The sequence below is a fragment of the Moraxella tetraodonis genome, assembly GCF_022359095.1.
GTDB lineage: Bacteria > Pseudomonadota > Gammaproteobacteria > Pseudomonadales > Moraxellaceae > Faucicola > Faucicola tetraodonis.
This window is the reverse complement of record NZ_JACSYB010000001.1, coordinates 357408-378844: the sequence shown is the minus strand read 5'-3', so window position 1 is coordinate 378844 and position 21437 is coordinate 357408. Positions and strand designations below refer to the sequence as shown.

Annotated in this window: 13 protein-coding genes and 1 pseudogene; 7 read left to right on the top strand and 7 right to left on the bottom strand. The window is 44.9% G+C overall.

Annotation, left to right across the window (positions count from 1 at the left end):
- Nucleotides 1–4: 4 nt before the first annotated feature.
- From H9W84_RS01700 to pilG, 6 genes and pseudogenes are all read right to left on the bottom strand, one after another.
- Complete coding sequence (locus H9W84_RS01700) at nt 5–6685, bottom strand: Hpt domain-containing protein (RefSeq protein ID WP_239741438.1); 6681 nt, start codon at nt 6683–6685, stop codon at nt 5–7.
- Nucleotides 6686–6790: 105 nt separating this feature from the next.
- Nucleotides 6791–7156, bottom strand: a complete 366-nt coding sequence (locus H9W84_RS01695) for a CheR family methyltransferase (RefSeq protein WP_239741437.1) — start codon at nt 7154–7156, stop codon at nt 6791–6793.
- An 89-nt stretch (nt 7157–7245) separates the two neighbouring features.
- A pseudogene (locus tag H9W84_RS01690) lies at nt 7246–8280 on the bottom strand (methyl-accepting chemotaxis protein); the annotation flags it as partial.
- Nucleotides 8281–8699: 419 nt separating this feature from the next.
- Nucleotides 8700–9236 carry a chemotaxis protein CheW gene (locus H9W84_RS01685; protein WP_239741436.1) on the bottom strand — a complete coding sequence of 179 codons (537 nt, stop codon included), beginning with the start codon at nt 9234–9236 and terminating at the stop codon, nt 8700–8702.
- Nucleotides 9237–9241: 5 nt separating this feature from the next.
- A complete protein-coding gene (locus tag H9W84_RS01680) occupies nt 9242–9604 on the bottom strand; it encodes a response regulator (protein WP_076775056.1) in 363 nt (120 codons plus the stop codon).
- A gap of 246 nt (nt 9605–9850) precedes the next feature.
- On the bottom strand, nt 9851–10237 hold the full coding sequence (gene pilG / locus H9W84_RS01675; protein ID WP_050324978.1) for a twitching motility response regulator PilG: 387 nt from the start codon (nt 10235–10237) through the stop codon (nt 9851–9853).
- Nucleotides 10238–10726: 489 nt separating this feature from the next.
- Here pilG and H9W84_RS01670 point away from each other — a divergent pair, with 489 nt between their 5' ends.
- From H9W84_RS01670 to H9W84_RS01640, 7 genes are all read left to right on the top strand, one after another.
- Nucleotides 10727–11947, top strand: coding sequence for an efflux RND transporter periplasmic adaptor subunit (locus tag H9W84_RS01670; protein ID WP_239741435.1), 1221 nt, complete (start codon nt 10727–10729; stop codon nt 11945–11947).
- A gap of 79 nt (nt 11948–12026) precedes the next feature.
- Nucleotides 12027–15209, top strand: coding sequence for an efflux RND transporter permease subunit (locus H9W84_RS01665; RefSeq protein ID WP_239741434.1), 3183 nt, complete (start codon nt 12027–12029; stop codon nt 15207–15209).
- 310 nt (nt 15210–15519) lie between these two features.
- On the top strand, nt 15520–16257 hold the full coding sequence (locus H9W84_RS01660) for a response regulator transcription factor (RefSeq protein WP_007115400.1): 738 nt from the start codon (nt 15520–15522) through the stop codon (nt 16255–16257).
- Between the two features lie 169 nt (nt 16258–16426).
- The gene (locus tag H9W84_RS01655; RefSeq protein WP_239741433.1) at nt 16427–18058 is read left to right on the top strand and encodes a sensor histidine kinase; all 1632 of its coding nucleotides are present in this window, start codon (nt 16427–16429) and stop codon (nt 18056–18058) included.
- A gap of 170 nt (nt 18059–18228) precedes the next feature.
- Nucleotides 18229–18966, top strand: coding sequence for a methionine ABC transporter ATP-binding protein (locus H9W84_RS01650; RefSeq protein ID WP_239741432.1), 738 nt, complete (start codon nt 18229–18231; stop codon nt 18964–18966).
- 67 nt (nt 18967–19033) lie between these two features.
- Nucleotides 19034–19723 (top strand): methionine ABC transporter permease, encoded by a 690-nt coding sequence (locus H9W84_RS01645; protein ID WP_239741431.1) that lies wholly within the window; start codon nt 19034–19036, stop codon nt 19721–19723.
- Between the two features lie 162 nt (nt 19724–19885).
- Entirely contained in the window at nt 19886–20863 is a 978-nt protein-coding gene (locus H9W84_RS01640; RefSeq protein WP_050324972.1) for a MetQ/NlpA family ABC transporter substrate-binding protein, read from the top strand.
- Between the two features lie 146 nt (nt 20864–21009).
- On the opposite strand, the gene H9W84_RS01635 is transcribed toward H9W84_RS01640, so the two are convergent.
- The gene (locus tag H9W84_RS01635) at nt 21010–21321 is read right to left on the bottom strand and encodes an integration host factor subunit alpha (protein ID WP_036598711.1); all 312 of its coding nucleotides are present in this window, start codon (nt 21319–21321) and stop codon (nt 21010–21012) included.
- Nucleotides 21322–21437: the final 116 nt, after the last annotated feature.

Below are 21437 nucleotides of genomic sequence, written 5' to 3'. Positions count from 1 at the left end.
CGGCTTAGTCAGTTTTTGCTTGTTGGGTAAAGCGCGCTAACGTGTCTAACAGCATTTGTTCTTGGAATGGTTTACCCATGTATTCATTCACCCCGATATCAAACGCGCGTTCACGGTGTTTTTCACCGGTACGCGATGTAATCATGACAATAGGGATATGCTGGAGCCGTGGGTTATGGCGAATATGATTGGCGACTTCAAAGCCGTCCATACGTGGCATCTCAATATCCAATACAATGACTTCCGGTAGCATTTCTTGCAGTTTTTCTAGCGCATCAATACCATCTGTTGCCACTTGGGCCTCATAGCCGTGACGTTCTAGTAAGCGCGAGGTGACTTTGCGCACTGTTACTGAGTCATCCACAATCAATACCAGCGGTTTGTGCGCTCGTTTAGCCGCTTTATTGGCTTTTTGCAGCTCGACTTTGGTAATGTTGCTGACATTACGCATCAATGCCACCAAGTCAAGAATGAGCATGACCGAGCCATCACCCATGATGGTGGCAGAAGAAATTCCATCGATATGGGAGAGCTGACGACCGAGCGGTTTGACGACCACTTCAATACGAGAGCCTGCAATCATATCCACTTGTAGCGCCATGCGCTGACCTAAGTCAGTACGAATAATAATCACTGGCACACTGCTTGACTGGTGCGCTAGTGCATCCACCGGGTCACTGCCGTACAAAATCTGATTAAGATAGCGCAAACGATAGGCTTGTCCATCGATATTGATAGTATCGGCATTCGTGGTATAAAAGTTAGCAATCGCATCGATATTGACCCGCATCACACGTTCAATTTGCACCAATGGTACAGCAAAGTATTTATCCCCTGCCCTCACCATCAAGGCATCAGACACCGCAACTGTCAATGGTAGACGCATGGTAAAGCGTGAGCCTCTGCCAGGCTCAGAGTCGACGGTTACTACACCACCCAGCTGCTTGACTTCGCTTTGTACCACGTCCATACCGACACCACGACCCGAGATTTGTGATACGGATTTGGCGGTGGATAGACCCGCGTTAAAGATATATTGCATGATATCCAGTGTCTTTAGACTGGTATCTTTGGCAGAAATCAAGCCTTGCTCAATCGCTTTTTCGCGTACGGCATTGACATTAATACCGCGTCCATCATCGGTTAAGTTGATAACGATTTCACCGCCTTCACGCAGCACTTCAAGCGTGATTAAGCCTGTTCTTGATTTACCACTTTCAATACGTTCTTGCGATTTTTCAATACCATGGTCAACGGCGTTACGTAGCATATGCTCAAGCGGCGAGGTAATACGCTCAAGGATATTACGGTCAATTTCACCTTCATCATTTAGGATTCGCAGTTCAACAGATTTACCCAGTTCGGTTGCTATTTGACGGACGACCCGTTGCAGACGTGGCGTGATACGCGAGAATGGCACAGTACGTGAATCCATCAACCCCTCTTGCAAATCGGACTGGGTGCGTGATAACTGCAGTAGCAAGTTTTCGGTTTCACGGGTTTTATCGAGCATGGTCGTTTTGATGTCTAACAAGTCCGATGCTGATTCCGAGAGCGATTTTGACAATTGGTTGAGCGATGAATATTGGTCCATCTCTAACGGGTCAAAGTCACTTTCTAACGCATGCTCATCACCAATTTGTGACAAGATTTGAATCTCAAGCTCTGTTTCCATACGGCGTAGCTGATCTGCTAGACGCTGTACAGTTGCGCCCATCTCTTCGATATTGTTCGATAGACTTGATATACCCATCTCGATTCGCGAGCGGTTAATCGCGGACTCACCTGATAGGTTAATCATGCGCTCCATAGCACTTGCAGAAATCCTAAGTGTCTCAGCATGAAGGTTCGATTGATCTTGCTCAGATTCAAAGTTACCCGTCATCAGCGGCATGACGCTTAGGTCGCGCTGTTTGACTTCTAACGTGTTTTGTCCCAAACTACTGCGATAGATATCAATTTGCTCAATTTGGCTGGCTAGGTTAGCATTGGGGATTTCTTTTAAGCTATCAGGTTTTCGCGAGAATTGTTGCAGCGCAGCAACCAACGCCACAGGCGTTTGTGGGTTAAATTTATTCTCTAATACATAAATCGCATTTGCTAACCAGTCATGACACACCGCCAATAGGTTGCCAATCATACGCGTCGCAGGTTTGCGGCGGCTGCCTAGCTCTTCGTAGATGGTTTCCATTTCGTGAGCCAACGTGGCAATCCCTTCAGCTCCGACCATTCTTGCGCCACCTTTGATGGTGTGCAATTCACGTTGCAAGGCTTGTAAGGCTGCAAGATCACTGTTATTACTACGGAATTCTTGTAGATGCTGGCTGCTGCTATCGATCAGTTCTTTGGCTTCTTCAAGATAAATTTTTAAGATATCTTCGTCAGGCTCTTGACCTTTCCAAGTCTCTAAACGACGCCCTTCAAAGTTATTAATAATTTCTTCGATGTAGAGTGGGTCATTTTTTGCAATCGCGCTATCACCCTCTTGGGCAAGTTGTTTTTGCTCCATCAACTCTTCAGGATTGGCTTCAACAATCATCGGCACTGCAAATACCAAGTCTCGACTTTGCACTGTACCAGCGATAACCTCATCAATTTGCTGGGCAAAATCTGTGGCTTCAAAAGAGCGACTAAATTGTCGAACTTGCTTGAGCTGCGAGGCAATGGTTTCATGCAGCTTTTGCACCAATGAAGCGGTATCGGCATCACTCGCTAAAATACCTTTATCAATGGCATCATACACTTGCTCACCACGTAGCGCCATCTCGGCAATACTCGTTACCCCGAGTAGCTCTGCACCCCCTTTTAACATGTGCATATAATTAGCTAGTTCTTTGGTGACCGCTAAATTGCTAAGGTTATTGAGCCATTGGTCGTAGTAATTTTGCACGTCGGGCTGAATGGTTTGCACTTCATCCAAGAAAATTTGCAATAGTTCATCATCTGTAGCAACTGGTTGGTACTCGATAGCATCCATCTCGGCTTGGTACTGATTTTTTGCCAATAATTTTCTTAAGGTTTCAATCGCCTCTTCATCGATATTGACGCGCAGGCCTGCTGCAATGGCGTCAAACATATTGATGAGCTGATTATGTAAGCCCATTAAGGCATCATAAATGGCTTCATTTTTGGCAAATTGCGGATAATCAGTCAGTTTTTTATAGGCAAACTGTAAGGTGCTTGGAATGATAAAATAGCTCAAACCTTCAGACGCCTGCGCAAGCCTTGCTGCCTGTTGTTCAAGCTGCTGGGCATAGGCAATCACTTGTTCATTCTCGCCAGCAAACTTAGCTTGCGCTTGCTGATCGGCATCGAGTAAGTCATCAATCCCAAGCGCCATCAGGTCTTTGACTGTCAGTTTTGTGCTTTCATGAGGCTCAGCATTGGCATCGGTTAGACGCTCAATCAAGTCGGCAACAATGTCATTGTTATCTTCTATAACCGTTACATCATGATGGATTTTATGCTCATCAATGTAGGTTCGCAGTAGATCTGTGGCCTCTTGCAGGGTCAATAACTGGCGAGCCGTCAGCGGCATTTCATTATGTAATAAGTCGCCCAATACTTTTTCTACCGCTGCGCTTAAGTGATAGACATTGTTAAGTTCAATCAGGGCTGCCCCACCACGCAAGGTATGGAATGCGCGTAACATGGCATCAGGCACATGCGTTGCGGGCTCACCCAAATGGTGGGTGATAAAGTTATCAATATTGACCAATAACTCGTCTGCTTCTTCAATAAATACGTCATCAGCGACATCCATTTCACTACTGATGTCACTAATGCCACTGACATCCTGTAGCGCTTGCGTTTGTGCGGTGGCGTGACCAGACGAGAGTGCCGCATCTGTGTGTGACGCACTCGGCAAGTCGGCCCCCTGCCCCATAAAGGCGGACAAGACTTGAGGGTAGCTAAAGCTGTCGCCATGTTTTTTGGCATAGCTATTAGCGACAGCTTGCCACAGTTTAATCACTGCGGGATAGTCTGTACGATTTTGGGCAAAAATCGTGATGAGCCCAGCAAATGCGTCAATGACATCAGCAACTAGATGTGAAACCCCCTCATCAACCGCTATGGTATGATCAAGCACGCGATTGAGCATGTTTTCAATCGACCAAGCAAGCTCCCCTAGCTGATTGGCGCCAACCATACGACCTGAGCCTTTTAAGGTATGAAAGCCTCGGCGGATTTCTTTTAAGGTATCAAAATCATCGGGCTTGGCTTGCCAAGCTGCGTTAAGCGGGGCAATCGTTTCAATCACTTCATTGGCTTCTTCGATATAAATTTCTTGAATATCGGCATCGCTGACCGCATCTGTGACCGTCGTTAGCTGCTCATATTCGCGAGCCACCACCTCAGGTAAGGCATGAATATCCGCTGTGGTTGATGGCGCAGTGTCACTCGCAACCTCAATGCCTTGAGCCATATTATCACTGTCTTCAGCCACACTAGCACTGACTGGTACAAGGCTATCTAAGCCATTGGTTTCTGGCAGACCTGTGTTAATCGGCTGCTGCTGTAATAGATTAGTCGCTTGCAACACGGTAACCGCAGGGTCGATACTTGGCGCCCGCTGCTGCTGAAAATCTTCAACCAATATCGGCAGTTTGCGATGGGTATCTTTGATAAAGCCAACTAACGCATCACTAACCGCTAAAGTACCATCTAGCACACGGTTGAGCATGTTTTCTACTGCCCAGCACATCTCACCAATTTGATGAGCGCCCACCATACGACCTGAGCCTTTTAAGGTATGAAAACCTCGGCGGATATCTTTGAGCGCGACTAATTCACGAGTGTCCACTTCCCATACCAGAATTTGCTCACCCAACTCAGCAAGGACTTCTTGCGCCTCTTCAATGAAAATATCTCGGATATCTTCATCCATACTATAGTCATCAGCTTTGAGGGCTTGCCTCGCAGCCGCTAGCGCTTGCGATTCTTGCACGCCAGTCATTTGCATCATAGGCGTTTGCGTGACAGCCGTTTGCTTGATAGGCGCTTCTGAAGCCGTAGCTAGCACTTGTGTTGGTGCTTTCATATCACTGGCAATATATTCGCCTCCATCATCGTAAATCACCGTATCTCTGCCAAAGTGCTTGGTTGGCGCTATCACTTCGGCGGCGGTTAATGGCATTTCGATTAAGCCATTAAGCAATAAATTGGCATGGTTAAGCTGAGTTTGGGTTTGATCCAAAAATTCTTCATTAACAGACTGATTGGATAAATAATCCAAAAATAGCTCAAAGCGGGCAAGCATGTCGGCGATGGCATCACTGGCTTCCGCGCTTAATACCTGTACCGAATTTTTATGCATACGACTAAATAATAAGCGAATTTGCTCGACCAATTCTTTGGGACGTGTTAATCCTAATGCCCCAAAAACTTGAATAGTGGCAATCAATTCGTCATTGACAGTTAATTTATTTAAATCACGGGTTTGGATATATTGATTAAACGACTGTTTGATATGTTCAATATGCACGCGCGTTTGGCGCACCGCTTCATTTTGCGGATTGCTGGCATAGGCAAAATGCTGTAAGCCAATTTGGCTATCAAGGATTTCAACCGTTGACAACAACTGGCTATGAACATCTTGCAGCTGGCGTTCTACCTGCCAACTGAGAGATGACGCCATAAAGGTATCTTGCGTCATTAAGCGCACATCATCGATAATTTGCGCCATTTGGTTTTCATAAAACACCCAACCGCGATTTGCCAAACTGTTTTTGACCGATTCAAGCATCGGCAAAATGGTGAGGGGCTCATGCACTTGATAAATAATTTTTTCAAGTTTTTCCAATGCTTGACTAAATAAATTATCAAGCGTGTCACTACTATTGATATCCAAGCTTGATAACAGGGCTTTAGCGTCATGCGATTTATGGGTTAACGCATTGAGCGCTAATAATACATCAACTGCTAAACGAGATGCCGTAATATCAGGGGTGAGAGTCAAATCATGCGTCAGCATCAATGACAGACTGTTTAACAGCGAAGCATAAGCGGTTGGTGCAGGCTGCTCATTGAGGATTAGGTTATTGCACCACACCGCTACCAACTGCCAAAATTGACGCCAAGCAGGATTGATAGAAGCCTGGGATAAATAGCCAGCAACCTTGGTCAGTGCATCTAAATGTTTGCTGTCGTTAGTCGCGTTTTGTAGTAGTTGTAAACTGTTATAACGCCAGACTTTAAGTAATTCATCGGCTTGGGCACTGTCCCATGGGTGTTTGATGTCTGGCGTGGCTAATTGGCTTAAAAATAATAAAGCATTGTCTGTGACAGGTGGGATGGGCTCATAAGTTGATGCTATGCTAAGCAGCTGCTCAAAATAAGCGATTCGGTCATTGACCCAGTCAGTATGAATCTGCTGTTTAGCTTGTACTTGTTCAATATCAAATTGCAGCAATCTCACCGCATGGCTGATTTGACTAAAATACTGCGGGGATAAAGTCTCTTGCTGAATGGCGATAGTGGTTTTATCAAGCGTTTTCGCCAGTTTTGATAAGGCGGGCTGGTTGGCAAGCGCGAGCGCACCGGTGATTTGGTGCAAATGTTGACCGATTAACTGCCACGCTGGCTGCGCGTCATGTCGTTGTAGCAACTGGTTAAGTTCACCAAATACGTCTTTTAAAACAGGCATCAACCAGTCTAAGGCGATCAAATTACGTTGTTTACTCATACCATATTCCTAGTACAACGACTGTCAAAAACGATGACGATTTTTCTCGATTTTAAGTAGCTGTAACGCAGTCGTTTATTAATTTCTTATATCACTTAAAATAACTTACCCGCTGTCTGGCGTCAACTCAGGTTGATACCTTTTATAAGTTATAATGTTCACCCATTCGCGCTGCGATATTTGCCAATGCTTTGAGCCAATCTGGGGCAACCGTTTTGCAATCAAATAACGGGCTAAATAACGCACGATGTCACGCTGCTCAAATTGCCGAAAATAAATTAACACATTGTTGCAGACAATCAGTTGGCATTGACCTGCCTCTAAAGGAATCGATTGCTGAGCATCGACTAAATTTTTGCTAAAAAACTGCCATTGTGATTTTTTTGTAGGGATTAGCGAAAATTTATCCCTGCCAACGTCTTTAAGGTAGTGATTAAAACCACAGCGTGCAACCCCTGATCTAACACACATAAGAGCTAACACGCATAAAAAGAAAGGTGGTAAAAACCACCCCTTACTTTTCTAACTGTTGATTACTAAGCCTAATTAAGCATTAGCCATTAAGCGCTTGCTAAAGCATCATCTGGCAATTTAAAGCCCGATACTGATTCTTGAAGCGCCGCCGCCATTTCATTAAGCTGACCGATTGAACGAGCGGCCGCCATGGTACCTGAGGTGGTTTGCGAGGTAATATCTTGAATGACGTTCATGGTGTTTGAAATATGTCCCGCTGAGGCTGCCTGCAGACGCGCCGCATTCGAGATACTCTGAATCAATGATGCCAAGTTATTAGATACAGTTTGTACTTCTTCAAGCGCCTCACCCGCATCTTTTGCAAGTTTTGCACCGCGTACAACTTCTGCCGTGGTTGATTCCATCGACATCACGGCTTCGTTCGTATCTGCCTGAATGGTTTTAACCAGGGTTTCAATCTGTTTGGTCGCTGTGGCTGAACGCTCTGCTAGGCGCTGTACCTCGTCAGCAACAACCGCAAAACCACGCCCTGCTTCACCCGCCATCGATGCCTGAATCGCCGCATTCAACGCAAGGATGTTGGTTTGGTCAGCAATGTCATTAATCAGTCCAACGATATCACCAATCTCTTGCGATGATTCACCGAGGCGCTTAATACGTTTTGATGTTTCTTGAATCTGGTCACGAATGGTATTCATACCATCGATGGTACGTTGTACCACTTCTGCCCCGTTATAGGCAATCGCAACCGAACGGTCCGCAACCGCAGCAGATTCGGCGGCATTTGACGATACTTGGTCAATAGACACCGCCATCTCATTAATCGCTGCAGAAGCTCCTGCGATCTCTTGCGCTTGGCTTTCAGAGGCTTCAGCCAGTTTCACTGCCGTTGCCTGGGTTTGGTCAGAGGCGCGAGCGACTCGCTCTGCGGTGACGTTAATCGCAGAAACCAGTTGACGCAATTGGTCAATCGCAAAGTTGACCGAGTCTGCAATCGCACCTGTAAAGTCTTCTGATACCGTTGCGTTCACGGTCAAGTCACCTTCCGCCAAGTCACCTAACTCATCAAGCAAACGCAAAATCGCCATTTGGTTACGTTCGTTTTCTTCTTGGATTCTGCGGGCACGTTCAGATTCAATCTCCATCTCATGACGCTGACGCAACGTTTCACGTTCACCTTCTACCATTTCGCGATGGGTTTTGGCACTAATCTGGCGGGTCAAAAAGTAAATCGCCCCAATGACGCCTAATACAATCAAAATAGAGGGCAACCAAATCGTCAAAAAATTATGGGCAACACTATTCTGTTGACGTACCAAAATCAGCAATTGGTAGAGTCGATAAATAAATGCCAAACTAGCCACACCACCACAAATACTTGCCCAAATAATCCAGTTGGTTGAGCCCCCTCTATTCAAACGATAATTACTCTTGCCAGGCCCGACCGCGACAGGGGAGTTGGTATTGGTACTTAGGGTCGAAGTTTTAGTATCCATGATATGGTAAACCCTCAATTGTTTTAATGAGTTAGAAAATTAGGTTATAACGCTGCTTCTAAATAACGCGTGTCTTGCGCCAATAAGCTTGGCATAAACACATACCAAATCTGCTCGTTTTGTCTAAAACGACCATGCGTATACTGCGCGAGCGGCGAATCGTTCGGCATCTCGATAGGCTGATATTGCCCACGACTAAAGGTTTGGATACCCAATACCTCATCAACTTGTAAGCCACTAAACAGCTTGGGTTGATCAATCACCAAAATCTTTTGATTGCCTGATTGATAGTTTGAGCCTGATGGATGTAAACCTAAGAAGTTCGACAAATTGGTAATCGGTAATAACCGTCCCCGAACATTGGCAATCCCTAGCAGCCAAGGTTTTGACAAAGGCACCGAGGTATAGGCAGGCAAAGATAGTACCTCAGCCACATCACCGAGTGGGGCTACCAAGTAGTGGCCACCGAGCGAAAACGCGACCCCTAGCCACTGATTTCTTTGGTCAAAGTGGGTACCTTTTTGTCGTTTGATACCGCGGTTAGCGAGTCGTAAAAGCTCGATAAAGCCGTTTGAGGACACGAAACCTACTCCATCACGGCGCAGATTACAGTGATTAAGGCTTCTTCTGTAATCGGCTTACTGAGATAATCCCGTGCGCCTTGGCGCTTGCCCCAGACACGGTCAGCTTCTTGATTTTTAGTACTGATGATGATGATAGGGATATGACTGGTTTTTGGGTCACGGGTAAGTTTGCGGGTTGCTTGGAAGCCGTTCATCTCTGGCATGACCACATCCATCAAAATCACATCTGGGAAAAACTCATTGGCTTTTTGAATTCCATCCTCGCCTGTATGCGCTTCAATGACTTCGTGCTGATGACGAGTCAAAATATCTCGAAATTTTGCCATTTCTGATGGTGAATCATCAACTACTAAGATTTTGGCCATACACTTACCCTTTTACCTAATTATTGATTGCATTAATATTTTACTGTTTTGTATGTCGGTGGGAATAAAAACCCAACAGCACAACGGTTAAACTAAACACGCATCCCAAATCTACGTCTAGCTAGGTTGCAATCTGGGCTTATATTTCAGTCATATCGAGTGATTGCAGATTTTAGGGGTTAACAACAGTTGCAAGCAATGGCATGCTGTTTAGCTTCAACCCAGCGCATGAAGAAGCACAGCGCATTAAGACGCAGGACGATGACGTTCAATGGTATCAAATAGCTCTTCTTTACTAAATGGTTTGGTCAAGTACTCATCTGAGCCGACGATACGACCGCGCGCTTTATCAAACAAGCCATCTTTTGATGACAGCATAATCACGGGCGTGGCAGCAAAATCTGCGTTGTTTTTGATTAGTGAACAAGTCTGATAACCGTCGAGGCGTGGCATCATGATATCGACAAAAATCAAATCTGGGTTGGTATCCGCAATTTTTGCCAACGCATCAAAGCCATCAACGGCAGTAGTCACCTCACAGCCTGCTTTGGCAAGTAACGTCTCTGCGGTACGACGAATGGTTTTTGAATCGTCAATAATCATGACTTTTAGGCCTTCAAAATTTGCATCCATAATATTTTCCTAATGGTTGTTTCGCTATGATTTTGCTACCCATTGTCCTATAGCGATTGCTCAAAACTTTAAGTTATAGGCGTTGGGGCAACTATCAAATGATGCCTCAACCCTCAAAAGCAACTGGTACAATTTTTGACAATTAAACAAAGCTATTCTAAATAATTTTTATAAGATATAACAAATATTTCACACAGTATAGTTACAAACCAACTGTATGGTGATATTTTTAAAATACTACCATACTTTTTTGCTGCAAAGTATGCTTAAATCGATGCACTTACCGTTCATTTTTAACATCCTATGATGATTCAGGTTTGATCTATTGACTGCTTTGTAGATTGCCCATACACCCATGTTAATATACACGGATTCCATGATGCTAGTGACACATCTTGAGATAAGCTTAGAAAAGTTTATTGCACTGGCTATTTCTACATCGTTTTATATTTTTTTAAGTTGATTGTTTGCGCTGAGGACGTCTCATTCATGATAACACCGAAGTTTATCACCAAAGTTCTACCATTAGGCCTAGCCGTGGCTAGCGCTGTTATGAGTTTGAGTGGCTGCCAAAAACAGCAAAACGACAGCAAAAGCCCGCTGTCACCCCAAAACACTCAAGTCACCACGGCGTCAGCCACCACGCAAATCGCCAATAATGAGATTCAGCTATTAGCCGCTGATGTCATCACTGCCAAAGCAGACCGATTTGAACCGAGCGTCACCGTGACAGGGACACTGCAGCCTTCAGACCACACAGTGGTACAATCAACCGTGAATGCACAAGTGCAGCAAGTGCTGGCCGATGTGGGTAAAACAGTGGCAAAAGGTGAGCCACTGGTGCGACTTGATATCAGTGATAGTAAAAACCAACTCGCTCAAGCGCAAGCCGACGTTGCCGCCGCCCAGGCACAAGCTATCGTTGCCAATAAACTTGCTGAACGCAACAAAATTTTGCTCGAGCAAGGCTTTGTCTCACAAATAGAGTATGAGCGCAGTGTGGCAGACAGCATTGCGCAGCGTGAATCCATCAAAGCCAAACAAGCCCAATTAAGTAGCGCACAAAAAATGTTTGGCGATACCACGATTTATGCGCCTACCACTGGAATTGTCAGCAGTCGCAGCGTCAATGTCGGACAGGTAGTCACGCAAAACCAAGCCTTGATGGAAATCATTGACCCCAATAAACTTGAGTTTGCCGCCAATGTCCCTAGTGAAGCACAAACACAGCTACAACTTGGTCAACAAGTGCCTTTTACTATTAGTAATCAAACCAATCAGTACATTGGACAAATTAGCCGCATTTCGCCCCAAGTCGATGCCGCCACTCGCCAGCTGACCATTTATATCGCGGTGAAACCTTCTCAGCGTAATCTTGGACTTCGCCCGGGCATGTATGCCACAGGCAAGCTTAATTATGGGGTTGCACAAGTTGGGGTATTGGTGCCTATGTCAGCGGTGGTTCTAGAATCTAGAGCAAAAGGCGCAGCCAATAAACCCACCGACCAATCCGCCACAAATCCAACCTTAGAAGCTGGCACGATTTTGGTGGTCAGTAAAGACAATGTGATTACCAAACAGCCTATCAAGGTACTCAAACACCTTGACGATACCAGTCAGTATTTAATTGCTGGCATCGAGCCTAACACCACAGTGATTGTGGCAAATCTCAATGCCAATGATGTGGGTAAAAAAGTCGTGCTCAAATAACCTACTGATAGTGTTTCATTCAATCATTCAATATTGTTAAAAATTTCACTGTTAAAAATTTTGGTATTAGGAATTTGCTATGTGGCTCACCCGCGTCAGTATCAACAATCCTGTGTTTGCTGCCATGATCATGCTCGCGCTGATGGTCATTGGATTGCTGGCAACATTTCGCATGAAAGTTGAGGAATTTCCTAATATTGAATTCCCTTTTGTGGTGGTCAATACCGTTTATAGTGGTGCTTCGCCTGAAGTCATCGAAACCGACATTACCAAAAAAATTGAAGACCAAGTCAATACCATCGCCGGTGTCAAAGAAGTGACCTCCGTCACCCAACAAGGCCTGTCACAAGTCATCGTGCAGTTTGATTTAAATATCCCTTCCGATGTTGCCGCACAAAATGTGCGTGATAAATTGGCACTGGTGACCCCCACCTTTCGGGATGAAGTCACCACGCCTATCGTTGCGCAGTACAATCCTGCCGATGCGCCTGTGGTGTCCGTCACGTTTCGCTCTGACAAAATGTCGCTTCGGGAGTTATCCACTTACTTAGACAACACGGTCAAAAAACAGCTACAAACAGTCACAGGGGTGGGTCGTGTTGATATCTTGGGGGGTCGGCAGCGTCAAATCCGTGTGCTGCTCAATCCCACCCAAATGAATGCCTATAAAGTCTCAGTCAATCAAATTAGCAATGCACTACGCTCAGAGAACGTCGAATTACCTGTCGGCACTATCAATAATCAAAATCAAGAAATGGTGATTCAAGTTAACGGGTTGGTCAAAACACCCAATGAGTTTAACCAAATCATTGTCGCCCAAAATCGTTCAAGCACGGGTGCTACCGTGCCTGTGTATTTATCGCAAGTTGCCCAAGTCGTTGATGGACAAGCCGAGGCTGAGTCAGCGTCGCTACAAAATGGTCAACCTGCGGTGGCAATGGATATTATCAAAATGTCGGACGCCAATGTGATTGATGTGGTTGATAAAACCCAGCAGCGTCTGGCAGAAATCCAAGCGACCCTACCCCCAGGTGTCACCATGACGGTGGTCGCTGATAGCTCCAAAAGTATTCGTGGCTCGTTAAATAATGTGGTGCGTACCTTGATTGAAGGGGCGATATTGGCGGTGTTTATTGTTTGGTTGTTCTTAGGGTCGTGGCGCTCGACCATTATCACAGGATTGACGCTGCCCATTTCGCTGCTCGGTACTTTAGCGGCGATTTGGACGTTTGGTTTTTCCATCAACATGATGACCCTACTAGCGCTGGCATTATGTATCGGACTGCTGATTGATGATGCGATTGTGGTGCGGGAAAACATCGTGCGCCATGTGGGTATGGGCAAACATCACCGCCAAGCGGCGCTTGATGGCACCCAAGAAATCGGGCTTGCCGTGCTAGCGACGACGCTGGTGATTGTGGCGGTATTTTTACCTGTGGCTTTTATGGGCGGGATTATCGGACGCTTTTTTTATCAGTTTGGTGTGACTGTTTCTACCGCTGTATTGCTGTCGTTATTTGTTAGCTTCACGCTTGACCCGATGTTGTCTTCGATTTGGCCAGACCCAGATGCCGCGCACCAACATGACCGCGTCAATGAACGGGTTTCATTTCGCAAGCGACCGATTGCTTGGCTATTAGATGGGTTTCAGCGCCTGTTAGATCGGCTGACCAATCTATATAGCCATATTCTTGCATGGAGTTTACGCCATCGTTTGATAACTGTGCTCATCGCAATTGGCTCACTGGTTGCAGCGTTTTTTGCCGTGGGGTTGGTGGGCAAAGAATTTGTCCCGCAAGCGGATATGAATGAAATCAAAGTCAAATTTGAAACACCTGTCAATGCCAATCTTGACTACACCCAACAAAAAGCAGCACAAGTCAACGCGGTATTACAAAGTTTTCCTGAAGTTACCAATACTTATGCCACGGTTAATGCGATGTCCTATAGCGGTAACAATCGGGTACAAGTGAATGTGTCGTTAGTACCTAAAGATGAGCGCACGCGCGGACTAGATGCCTTAAACCGTGCCATGCGTGAGCAATTGCAGCAGGTAGGCGGTATTAAAGTTACCTCAGTGGCAGCCGCTGCCATGGCGGTCAGCGGTGGTCTTAAGCCGATTATGATATCCATCAAAGGCAATGATTTAACTGAGCTGCAACGTTTATCCAATGAGTTTATGCAAAAACTCTCAAACGTCAATGGCTTGGTAGATTTGGAAAGTACCCTTAAACAGCCCAAATCAATGGTCAATGTCACCATTAACCGGGAAGCAGCAAATGATGCCGGTCTTTCGATTGGACAAATCGGACAAGCATTACGCCCACTGCTGGCCGGTGATAATGTGAGCACCTTTAAAGATGACAATGGCAACAATATCGATGTCAACGTGCGCCTAAATGATGACAACCGCCAGACCATCTCGCAGCTACAATCCATGTACTTGTCATCAAGCCGTATGGATCAAAATGGTCAGCCAGTGCTAGTGCCGCTATCGCAAGTGGCGAATTTTAGTGAAACCTTGGGTGCACCGCAAATCAACCGCCGTTCGCTGTTTCGTGAGGTGGTAGTCCAAGCCAACACAGACGGCAGACCGGCAGGTGATATCGGCGCGGATATCACAAAAATCCAAAACGAAATGAAACTGCCACCTGGTTACAGCTTTGCGGTACAAGGCTCTAACAAGGACATGGCCGAATCCATTGGCTACGCAACAACCGCACTTGGACTGGCAATTGTGTTTATTTATATGTTGTTAGGGTCACAGTTTAATAGCTTTTTATACCCTGTGGCGATTATGGCATCGCTGCCGTTATCGCTAATTGGGGTGTTCTTTGCGTTATTTTTATTCGGCTCTAGTCTTAATATGTTTTCTATCATCGGCATTATCATGTTAATGGGATTGGTATGTAAAAATGCGATTTTGCTCATTGATTTTATTAAAGAATCTTTATCAAACGGTTTGAGCCGAAATGAAGCTATTATGCTCGCGGGTCAAACGCGCCTGCGCCCAATTTTGATGACTACCGCTGCCATGGTGATGGGGATGATACCGCTGGCACTGGGCATTGGTGAAGGGTCGGAGCAACAAGCACCGATGGCACACGCTATTATTGGCGGGGTGATTACTTCAACCTTATTGACCTTGATTGTGGTGCCTGTGATTTATACCTATTTAGATGATGGCAAACAGCGGTTTTTTCGGTTATTTGCTAAAAAGAAAGCAAAAACCCCTGCGATAGAGCGCCACGACTCACTTTAAGCAATAATTCATTACAATTTTATACAGTGTAAAGAAACTTAAGAATGAGTAGCCCAGTACAATTTTAAATTGGGCTATGCATTAATTGGGCTGTGTGATTGATAGCTGTATGATTGATAGCTGTATGATTGGCAGCTAAGAAGTTTTATAAATCTGTATAAGACACTATCATATTGGCACTCTCTTGCTTTATGATAATAGTATCTTACTTTACGATAATAGGTTCTTGATTAAAGATAGAAGCCTAGCTTTGATGAGCAAAAGCAATAATAACAACTGATTTATTTTTAGAGATTTTTTGGAGTTGGTGATGGAAGATAATAATAGTGGTACTAAAACCGTACTATTAATTGAGGATGATCCAGATTTAGCCGAGTTAATTAGCGAATATTTGGGCATGAACTACTATGAAGTTCAGCATGCCCCAACCGCGACAGAAGGGTTAGAGACGCTATTTAACCCTGCCAAATCCATTGATTTGGTGATTTTAGATTTGATGTTGCCGGATATGGATGGCATGCAAGTGTGTCAACGTATTCGTCAGCACAAAGATAGCCGTCTGGCGCAAACGGCGATTATCATGCTCACTGCTAAGGGTGACACCACTGACCGTGTGTTGGGTCTTGAGATGGGCGCGGATGATTATGTCTCAAAACCATTTGAACCGCGTGAACTATTGGCGCGTATCCGTGCGGTGATGCGCCGTCACGACCTGCCGCTTCACCAGCAAAAAGAAGATAACTTAGTATTTGGTCGCTTAAAGGTTTATCCAGACAGCCATGAAGTGACGATTGATGATGAGCCGGTGCGTTTGACTACTCATCAGTTTCAGTTATTACATTACTTTGCTACCCACTCAGGTAAAGTACTGAGCCGTGAACAGCTGTGGCATGCGATGCCAAACGATGACAGCAGTGATAACATCGACCGTGCCATTGATGTGCATATTTCACGTCTGCGTGCGCTGATTGAAGACAATCCTCGCCAGCCAAAACGCATTATCACGGTGCGTGGTGTCGGCTATCAGTTTGCCACTGACCAAGTGTAACAGTGTAAGCTTAGTTGACAAATTTAACACGCAAAAGGTCATCATACTTGGTCATTTATGTTAGCAAAGCTATTATAATACCCTGTGATGACCCACGATTTCTGGATTCTGTGTGCGATTGAGCGGCATAAAATTTAACAGTGTATTTAGCAAGTTATTTGCCAGCGTTATGCTGGCATTGGTCATTTTTGCTGGGGCAATGGTAGTTTTAAGCCATTTGGTACACGATACCTCTGCCAATACTCGTCATCAAGTCATTGCCAGCCAAGTCACCCAGCAGTTAGACCCGTTACTAGTTGAACTGCGTACCGCTCAAGACCAACAAAAAAATCTCGAAACCCGTTATCTACTTGCCCTCGTACGGCGTAGTTTTAATATTTATAGCGATTCACTCAACGCCAAATTTGGTCTATATGATGGCAAAAGTGGCGAAGCGATTATGATCATGCGTGGGCTGCCTGCCACCTTACCGCCAAATCCGCCATTTTTTTTATCTCTATTTCCTAGAGATGATCCAAAACACCCGACCGAAATTCAAGTTAATAGCCAATCAGGTTATGTGCTATTATACCAATCAAAACTTAGTAACCGCCGTGCGATTTCGCCCGCGATTAATTTATTGACAGGCACCTTGCTACTGCTGCTCATCATGTCGGGCATGTTATGGATGATTGCGCGCACCATGACATGGCGTATTAATCAGCTAAGTCGGCAAATCACCCAACTGGGTGATGGCGATTTCTCTGCCCGTGTCACGCCTGTAGGCAATGATGAAATTACCATTTTGGCACGTGGTTTTAACCAAACCGCCGAACGCATCGAAACCTTGATGAATGCCAATAAACTGCTGTTAGCCCATGCCTCACATGAGATTCGTACACCGATTACCCGTATTCGTCTACAAGTTGAAATGATGACGATGCTGGCAAGTCAGTTTGACAAAACGATACAAGATAAAGTACAAAAACGTGCTGATGCCATCAACCGTGATTTAACGGGTCTTAATGATTTGGTGGAAAGTATTTTGCTGGTCAGTCGTATGGATGCCGGTCATGCGATAGAAAAAGTAGAAGATGTCGATTTATATGAGTTAATTAAAAACGAGATTCAGCACTACCCACAAGCTAGCTTTGCGGGTGGTCATATTATCATCCAAGGGCAAGCCAAACTTCTCACCCACCTCGTGCGTAATTTGCTCGACAATGCCCATCTTCATGGCGTCCCACCTGTGAGCGTACAGTTATATGCCATTGATGATGCGGGTAATCAGCTGGCAATTGATGCTCTACCTACCATCCAAGAGAGTACAAAAGATACCGATACTCAAAAACATACCGATGTTCAAAAAGATAAAGTGGCTTTGCCCGCCATGCCCTCCTCTATAAAAGATACCACCAGTGATCCCACAAACGGCGATAACATCACCGTTGACGCTGAAATGTCATCGACAAATAGTCCCGCCGCAACGGTCACATTAGATAGCGAAGCAACTTCGAGCAAACTGGCTAACAAACCAAAAAATAAATCGTCTATTTTTTCACGTAAAAAATCTGACATTGTGCACCTGCCAGAATTTCATCAGGTATGTATTGCGGTTATCGACCAAGGCACAGGCATTCCTGAAGACAAACGCACCGATATTTTCAGTCCATTTGTACGGCTACAACAAGAGAAAAAAGGTTCAGGTCTCGGGCTATCTTTGGTCGCGCAGATTGTCAAAGCCCATGGCGGTAGTATCATCACCGACACAGTGCATGGTCATACCCGCTTTTTGGTCACATTACCTATCACCCAATCGTAACCGCTTTTATCTCTGCCTATAGTTTTATCACAAATTTTTTTTGCTTTTCTCCTCTATTATTTAATTAAACATACCATTCGGCATTTATTTATTCGTTAAAGCGACTAAACGCTGACGACGAGCTGTGCTAAAATTACCTTCTTTTAGCCACTGCAAAATTTTTTATTATCATGATTACCATTGATAACGTTACCAAACGCTTCCAAACCCAAGATGGCAACTGGTTTACCGCGGTAGAGCCGACATCGCTCTCAATCCAACAAGGCGAGATTTTTGGCTTGATGGGTTATTCGGGCGCAGGCAAATCTACTTTGCTACGCTTGATTAATTTACTTGAACGCCCAGATAGCGGCACTGTCACCATTGATGGCAAGGAGCTGACCTCGCTGTCCACCCACGATTTGCGCCATGCCCGTCAAAATATCGGTATGATTTTTCAGCAGTTTAATCTGATGGCAAATCGCACGGTGGCACAAAACATTGCCTTTGCCCTAGAGATTGCCGGGTGGGAAAAAGCGACCATCATGCCGCGGGTGATGGAATGTCTTGAAATTGTTGATTTGGTCAATCGCGCCAACCACTATCCCGCCCAGCTCTCTGGTGGTCAAAAACAGCGGGCAGGTATCGCACGGGCGTTAGCACCCAAGCCTCATGTAATGCTCGCCGATGAGCCTACCTCTGCACTCGACCCTGCAACAACAAAATCGGTGTTAGCCTGTCTCAAGGATATTAATGACAAGTTTAACGTCACTATCGTGATTGTGACCCATGAAATGTCTGTGATTCGCAAGCTGTGTAACCGCGTCGCCCTACTTGATAAGGGCAGATTGCTGGAGGTCGCTGACGTACATTCGGGGCAAATTCATGCCACCACGCCGATTGGGCAACTGCTGATTAGTGATGATTAACGGCGCAAAAACATCGTTGACGACTGGATAATTTTTTAAGTTTTAAATTGAATCGTTGGGTAATTTCATGGCAAATACATTAACTTGGCAAAGCGCGGTTGATAATCTTTTGGGGATGAAAGCAGAAATTTGGCAAGCGTTTTGGGAAACGCTGATTATGGTGGGTATCTCAACGATTGCGTCCGTCATCTTTGGTACATTGCTCGGCGTCGCGCTATTTTTGACCAGTAAAAATCAGCTCGCCGACAACAAATCGCTGTATGCAGGGCTTGGTAACTTTACCAATATCATGCGTGCTTTTCCGTTTGTGATTTTGATGATTGTGATTATTCCTGTCACGCGCCTCATTGTCGGTACCACCATTGGTCCAATCGCGGCATCGCTTGCTTTGAGTGTCGCCGGTATTTTCTACTTTGCTAGGCTCGTTGAGCAAAATCTGCGTGATGTGCCAAAAGGTATCATCGAAGCGGCGTTATCAATGGGTGCAAGTACAGGGACGATTATTCGTAACGTGTTATTAGTCGAATCACGCTCAAGTTTGATTTTAAGTATCACTACCTTGATGATTAGTTTACTCTCTTATAGTGCGGCAGCGGGTATGATTGGGGGTGGCGGTCTCGGTGATTTGGCGATTCGCTATGGTTATAACCGCTACCAAAATGACGTGATGATTTTTATGGTGATTTTATTGGTGGTGATGGTGATTATCATCCAATCAGTCGGTAATATTTTGGCGCACCGTCTGGATAAACGTTAATTTTAGCTGATGGCTGTTTAAAAAATTGTTATTGATGGTTTTTCTAGGAATTATGAAAAAATTTCATATCCATAGGTTAACTCTCAATAACATTTTTTTTATGAATATGTTAAGGTAAACTGATTGTTTTGTCCGTTTATTTTTTCATTTTTGGAGGAAGGTATGAAATTAACGCATTTATCAAGCCATATTGCGCAGCTGCTAGCAACCGTAGGGGTGGCAGGGATTGCCCTAGTCGGTTGTAGCAAACCTGAAAGCAAAACCGAAACCACAGCACAAGCCAGCACCACCACAACTACGACCACGACTACCGCAAGCTCAACAACGACCACGGCAGCGGCAAGTACAGGTATCGACCCGAATAAATCTGAAATTGTGATTGGTACTACTGTGGGCGACTTTGGTGACATGGTCAAAAACTCCGTCAAACCGCAGTTAGAAAAACAAGGCTATAAAGTCAGACTGGTTGAATTCTCTGACTATGTGCGCCCAAATAAAGCCTTAGCCGATGGCGATATTGATATCAACGTGTTCCAACACAAACCTTATCTCGACACCTTCAAAAAAGACAACAACTTAGATATCGTTGAAGCCTTCCAAGTGCCTACCGCACCGCTTGGCATCTATCCTGGTAAATTAAATGACCTAAAACAAGTCAAAGACGGTACCACCGTGGCTGCACCCAACGATCCAAGCAACTTTGCGCGTGCGCTAGTAATGCTCAACGAACTAGGCTGGGTAAAACTTAAAGACAATATCGACCCATTGACCGCATCAAAAAATGATATCGCAGAAAACCCAAAAAATATCAAACTAGTAGAGCTAGAAGCCGCACAATTACCACGTGCGCGTTCTGACGTTGACTTTGCAGTCATCAACGGTAACTATGCGACCAGCTCAGGTATCAAATTGACTGAAGCGCTGTTCCAAGAACCCAGCTATGCGTATGTCAACTGGTCAGCGATTCGCACCAAAGACAAAGACACACAATGGGTAAAAGACGTGACCAATGCGTATAATTCAGAAGAATTTAAACAATACGCCCACAAAACTTTCCCAGGTTATAAATACCCAGCTATCTGGGGTGAAAACCCTGCGACACCAGCAGCTGCCAGTGCAGCCGCCTCTGCTGCCAAATAGTGGCATCATTGGTATAAAAAAAAGAAGCATTAAGCTTCTTTTTTTTATGGTTAAAATTTATGGACAGAATGTTTTACGGTCAAAATGCAGCAACTGATTTTAAAACGCCTAAATTAACTGGAAATAATCTAAAAATAATAAAGGCGTTATTCTGTGAACAGTTTATCTTCAATACTGCGACGCATTTTTTGCCCCGCTTTAAAGGTAACAACGCGGCGCGCTGTGACATGAACCATCTCGCCAGTCTTTGGGTTGCGACCTGGACGCTGGCTTTTATCCTTAATCTCAAAGTTACCAAAACCCGATAGCTTGACTTGGTGACCTTTGGTCAACGTTTCTGACAACTCTGAAAAAAAATTCTCTACAAATGCGCGGCTGTCTTGGCGCGTCATGCCCAAATTTTCCATCAAATGATTGATCATTTCTAATTTGGTTAAGGTTTTTCCTTCAACTTGCATATTCATTATCATACCCACCCTACTAAATGTTCCTATTCTAGCGATTCTAGCAAATACAGTCGATAGTTATTTTTACTTTAAAATCAAAGAAAAACATTGTATCGACTGGTATAATT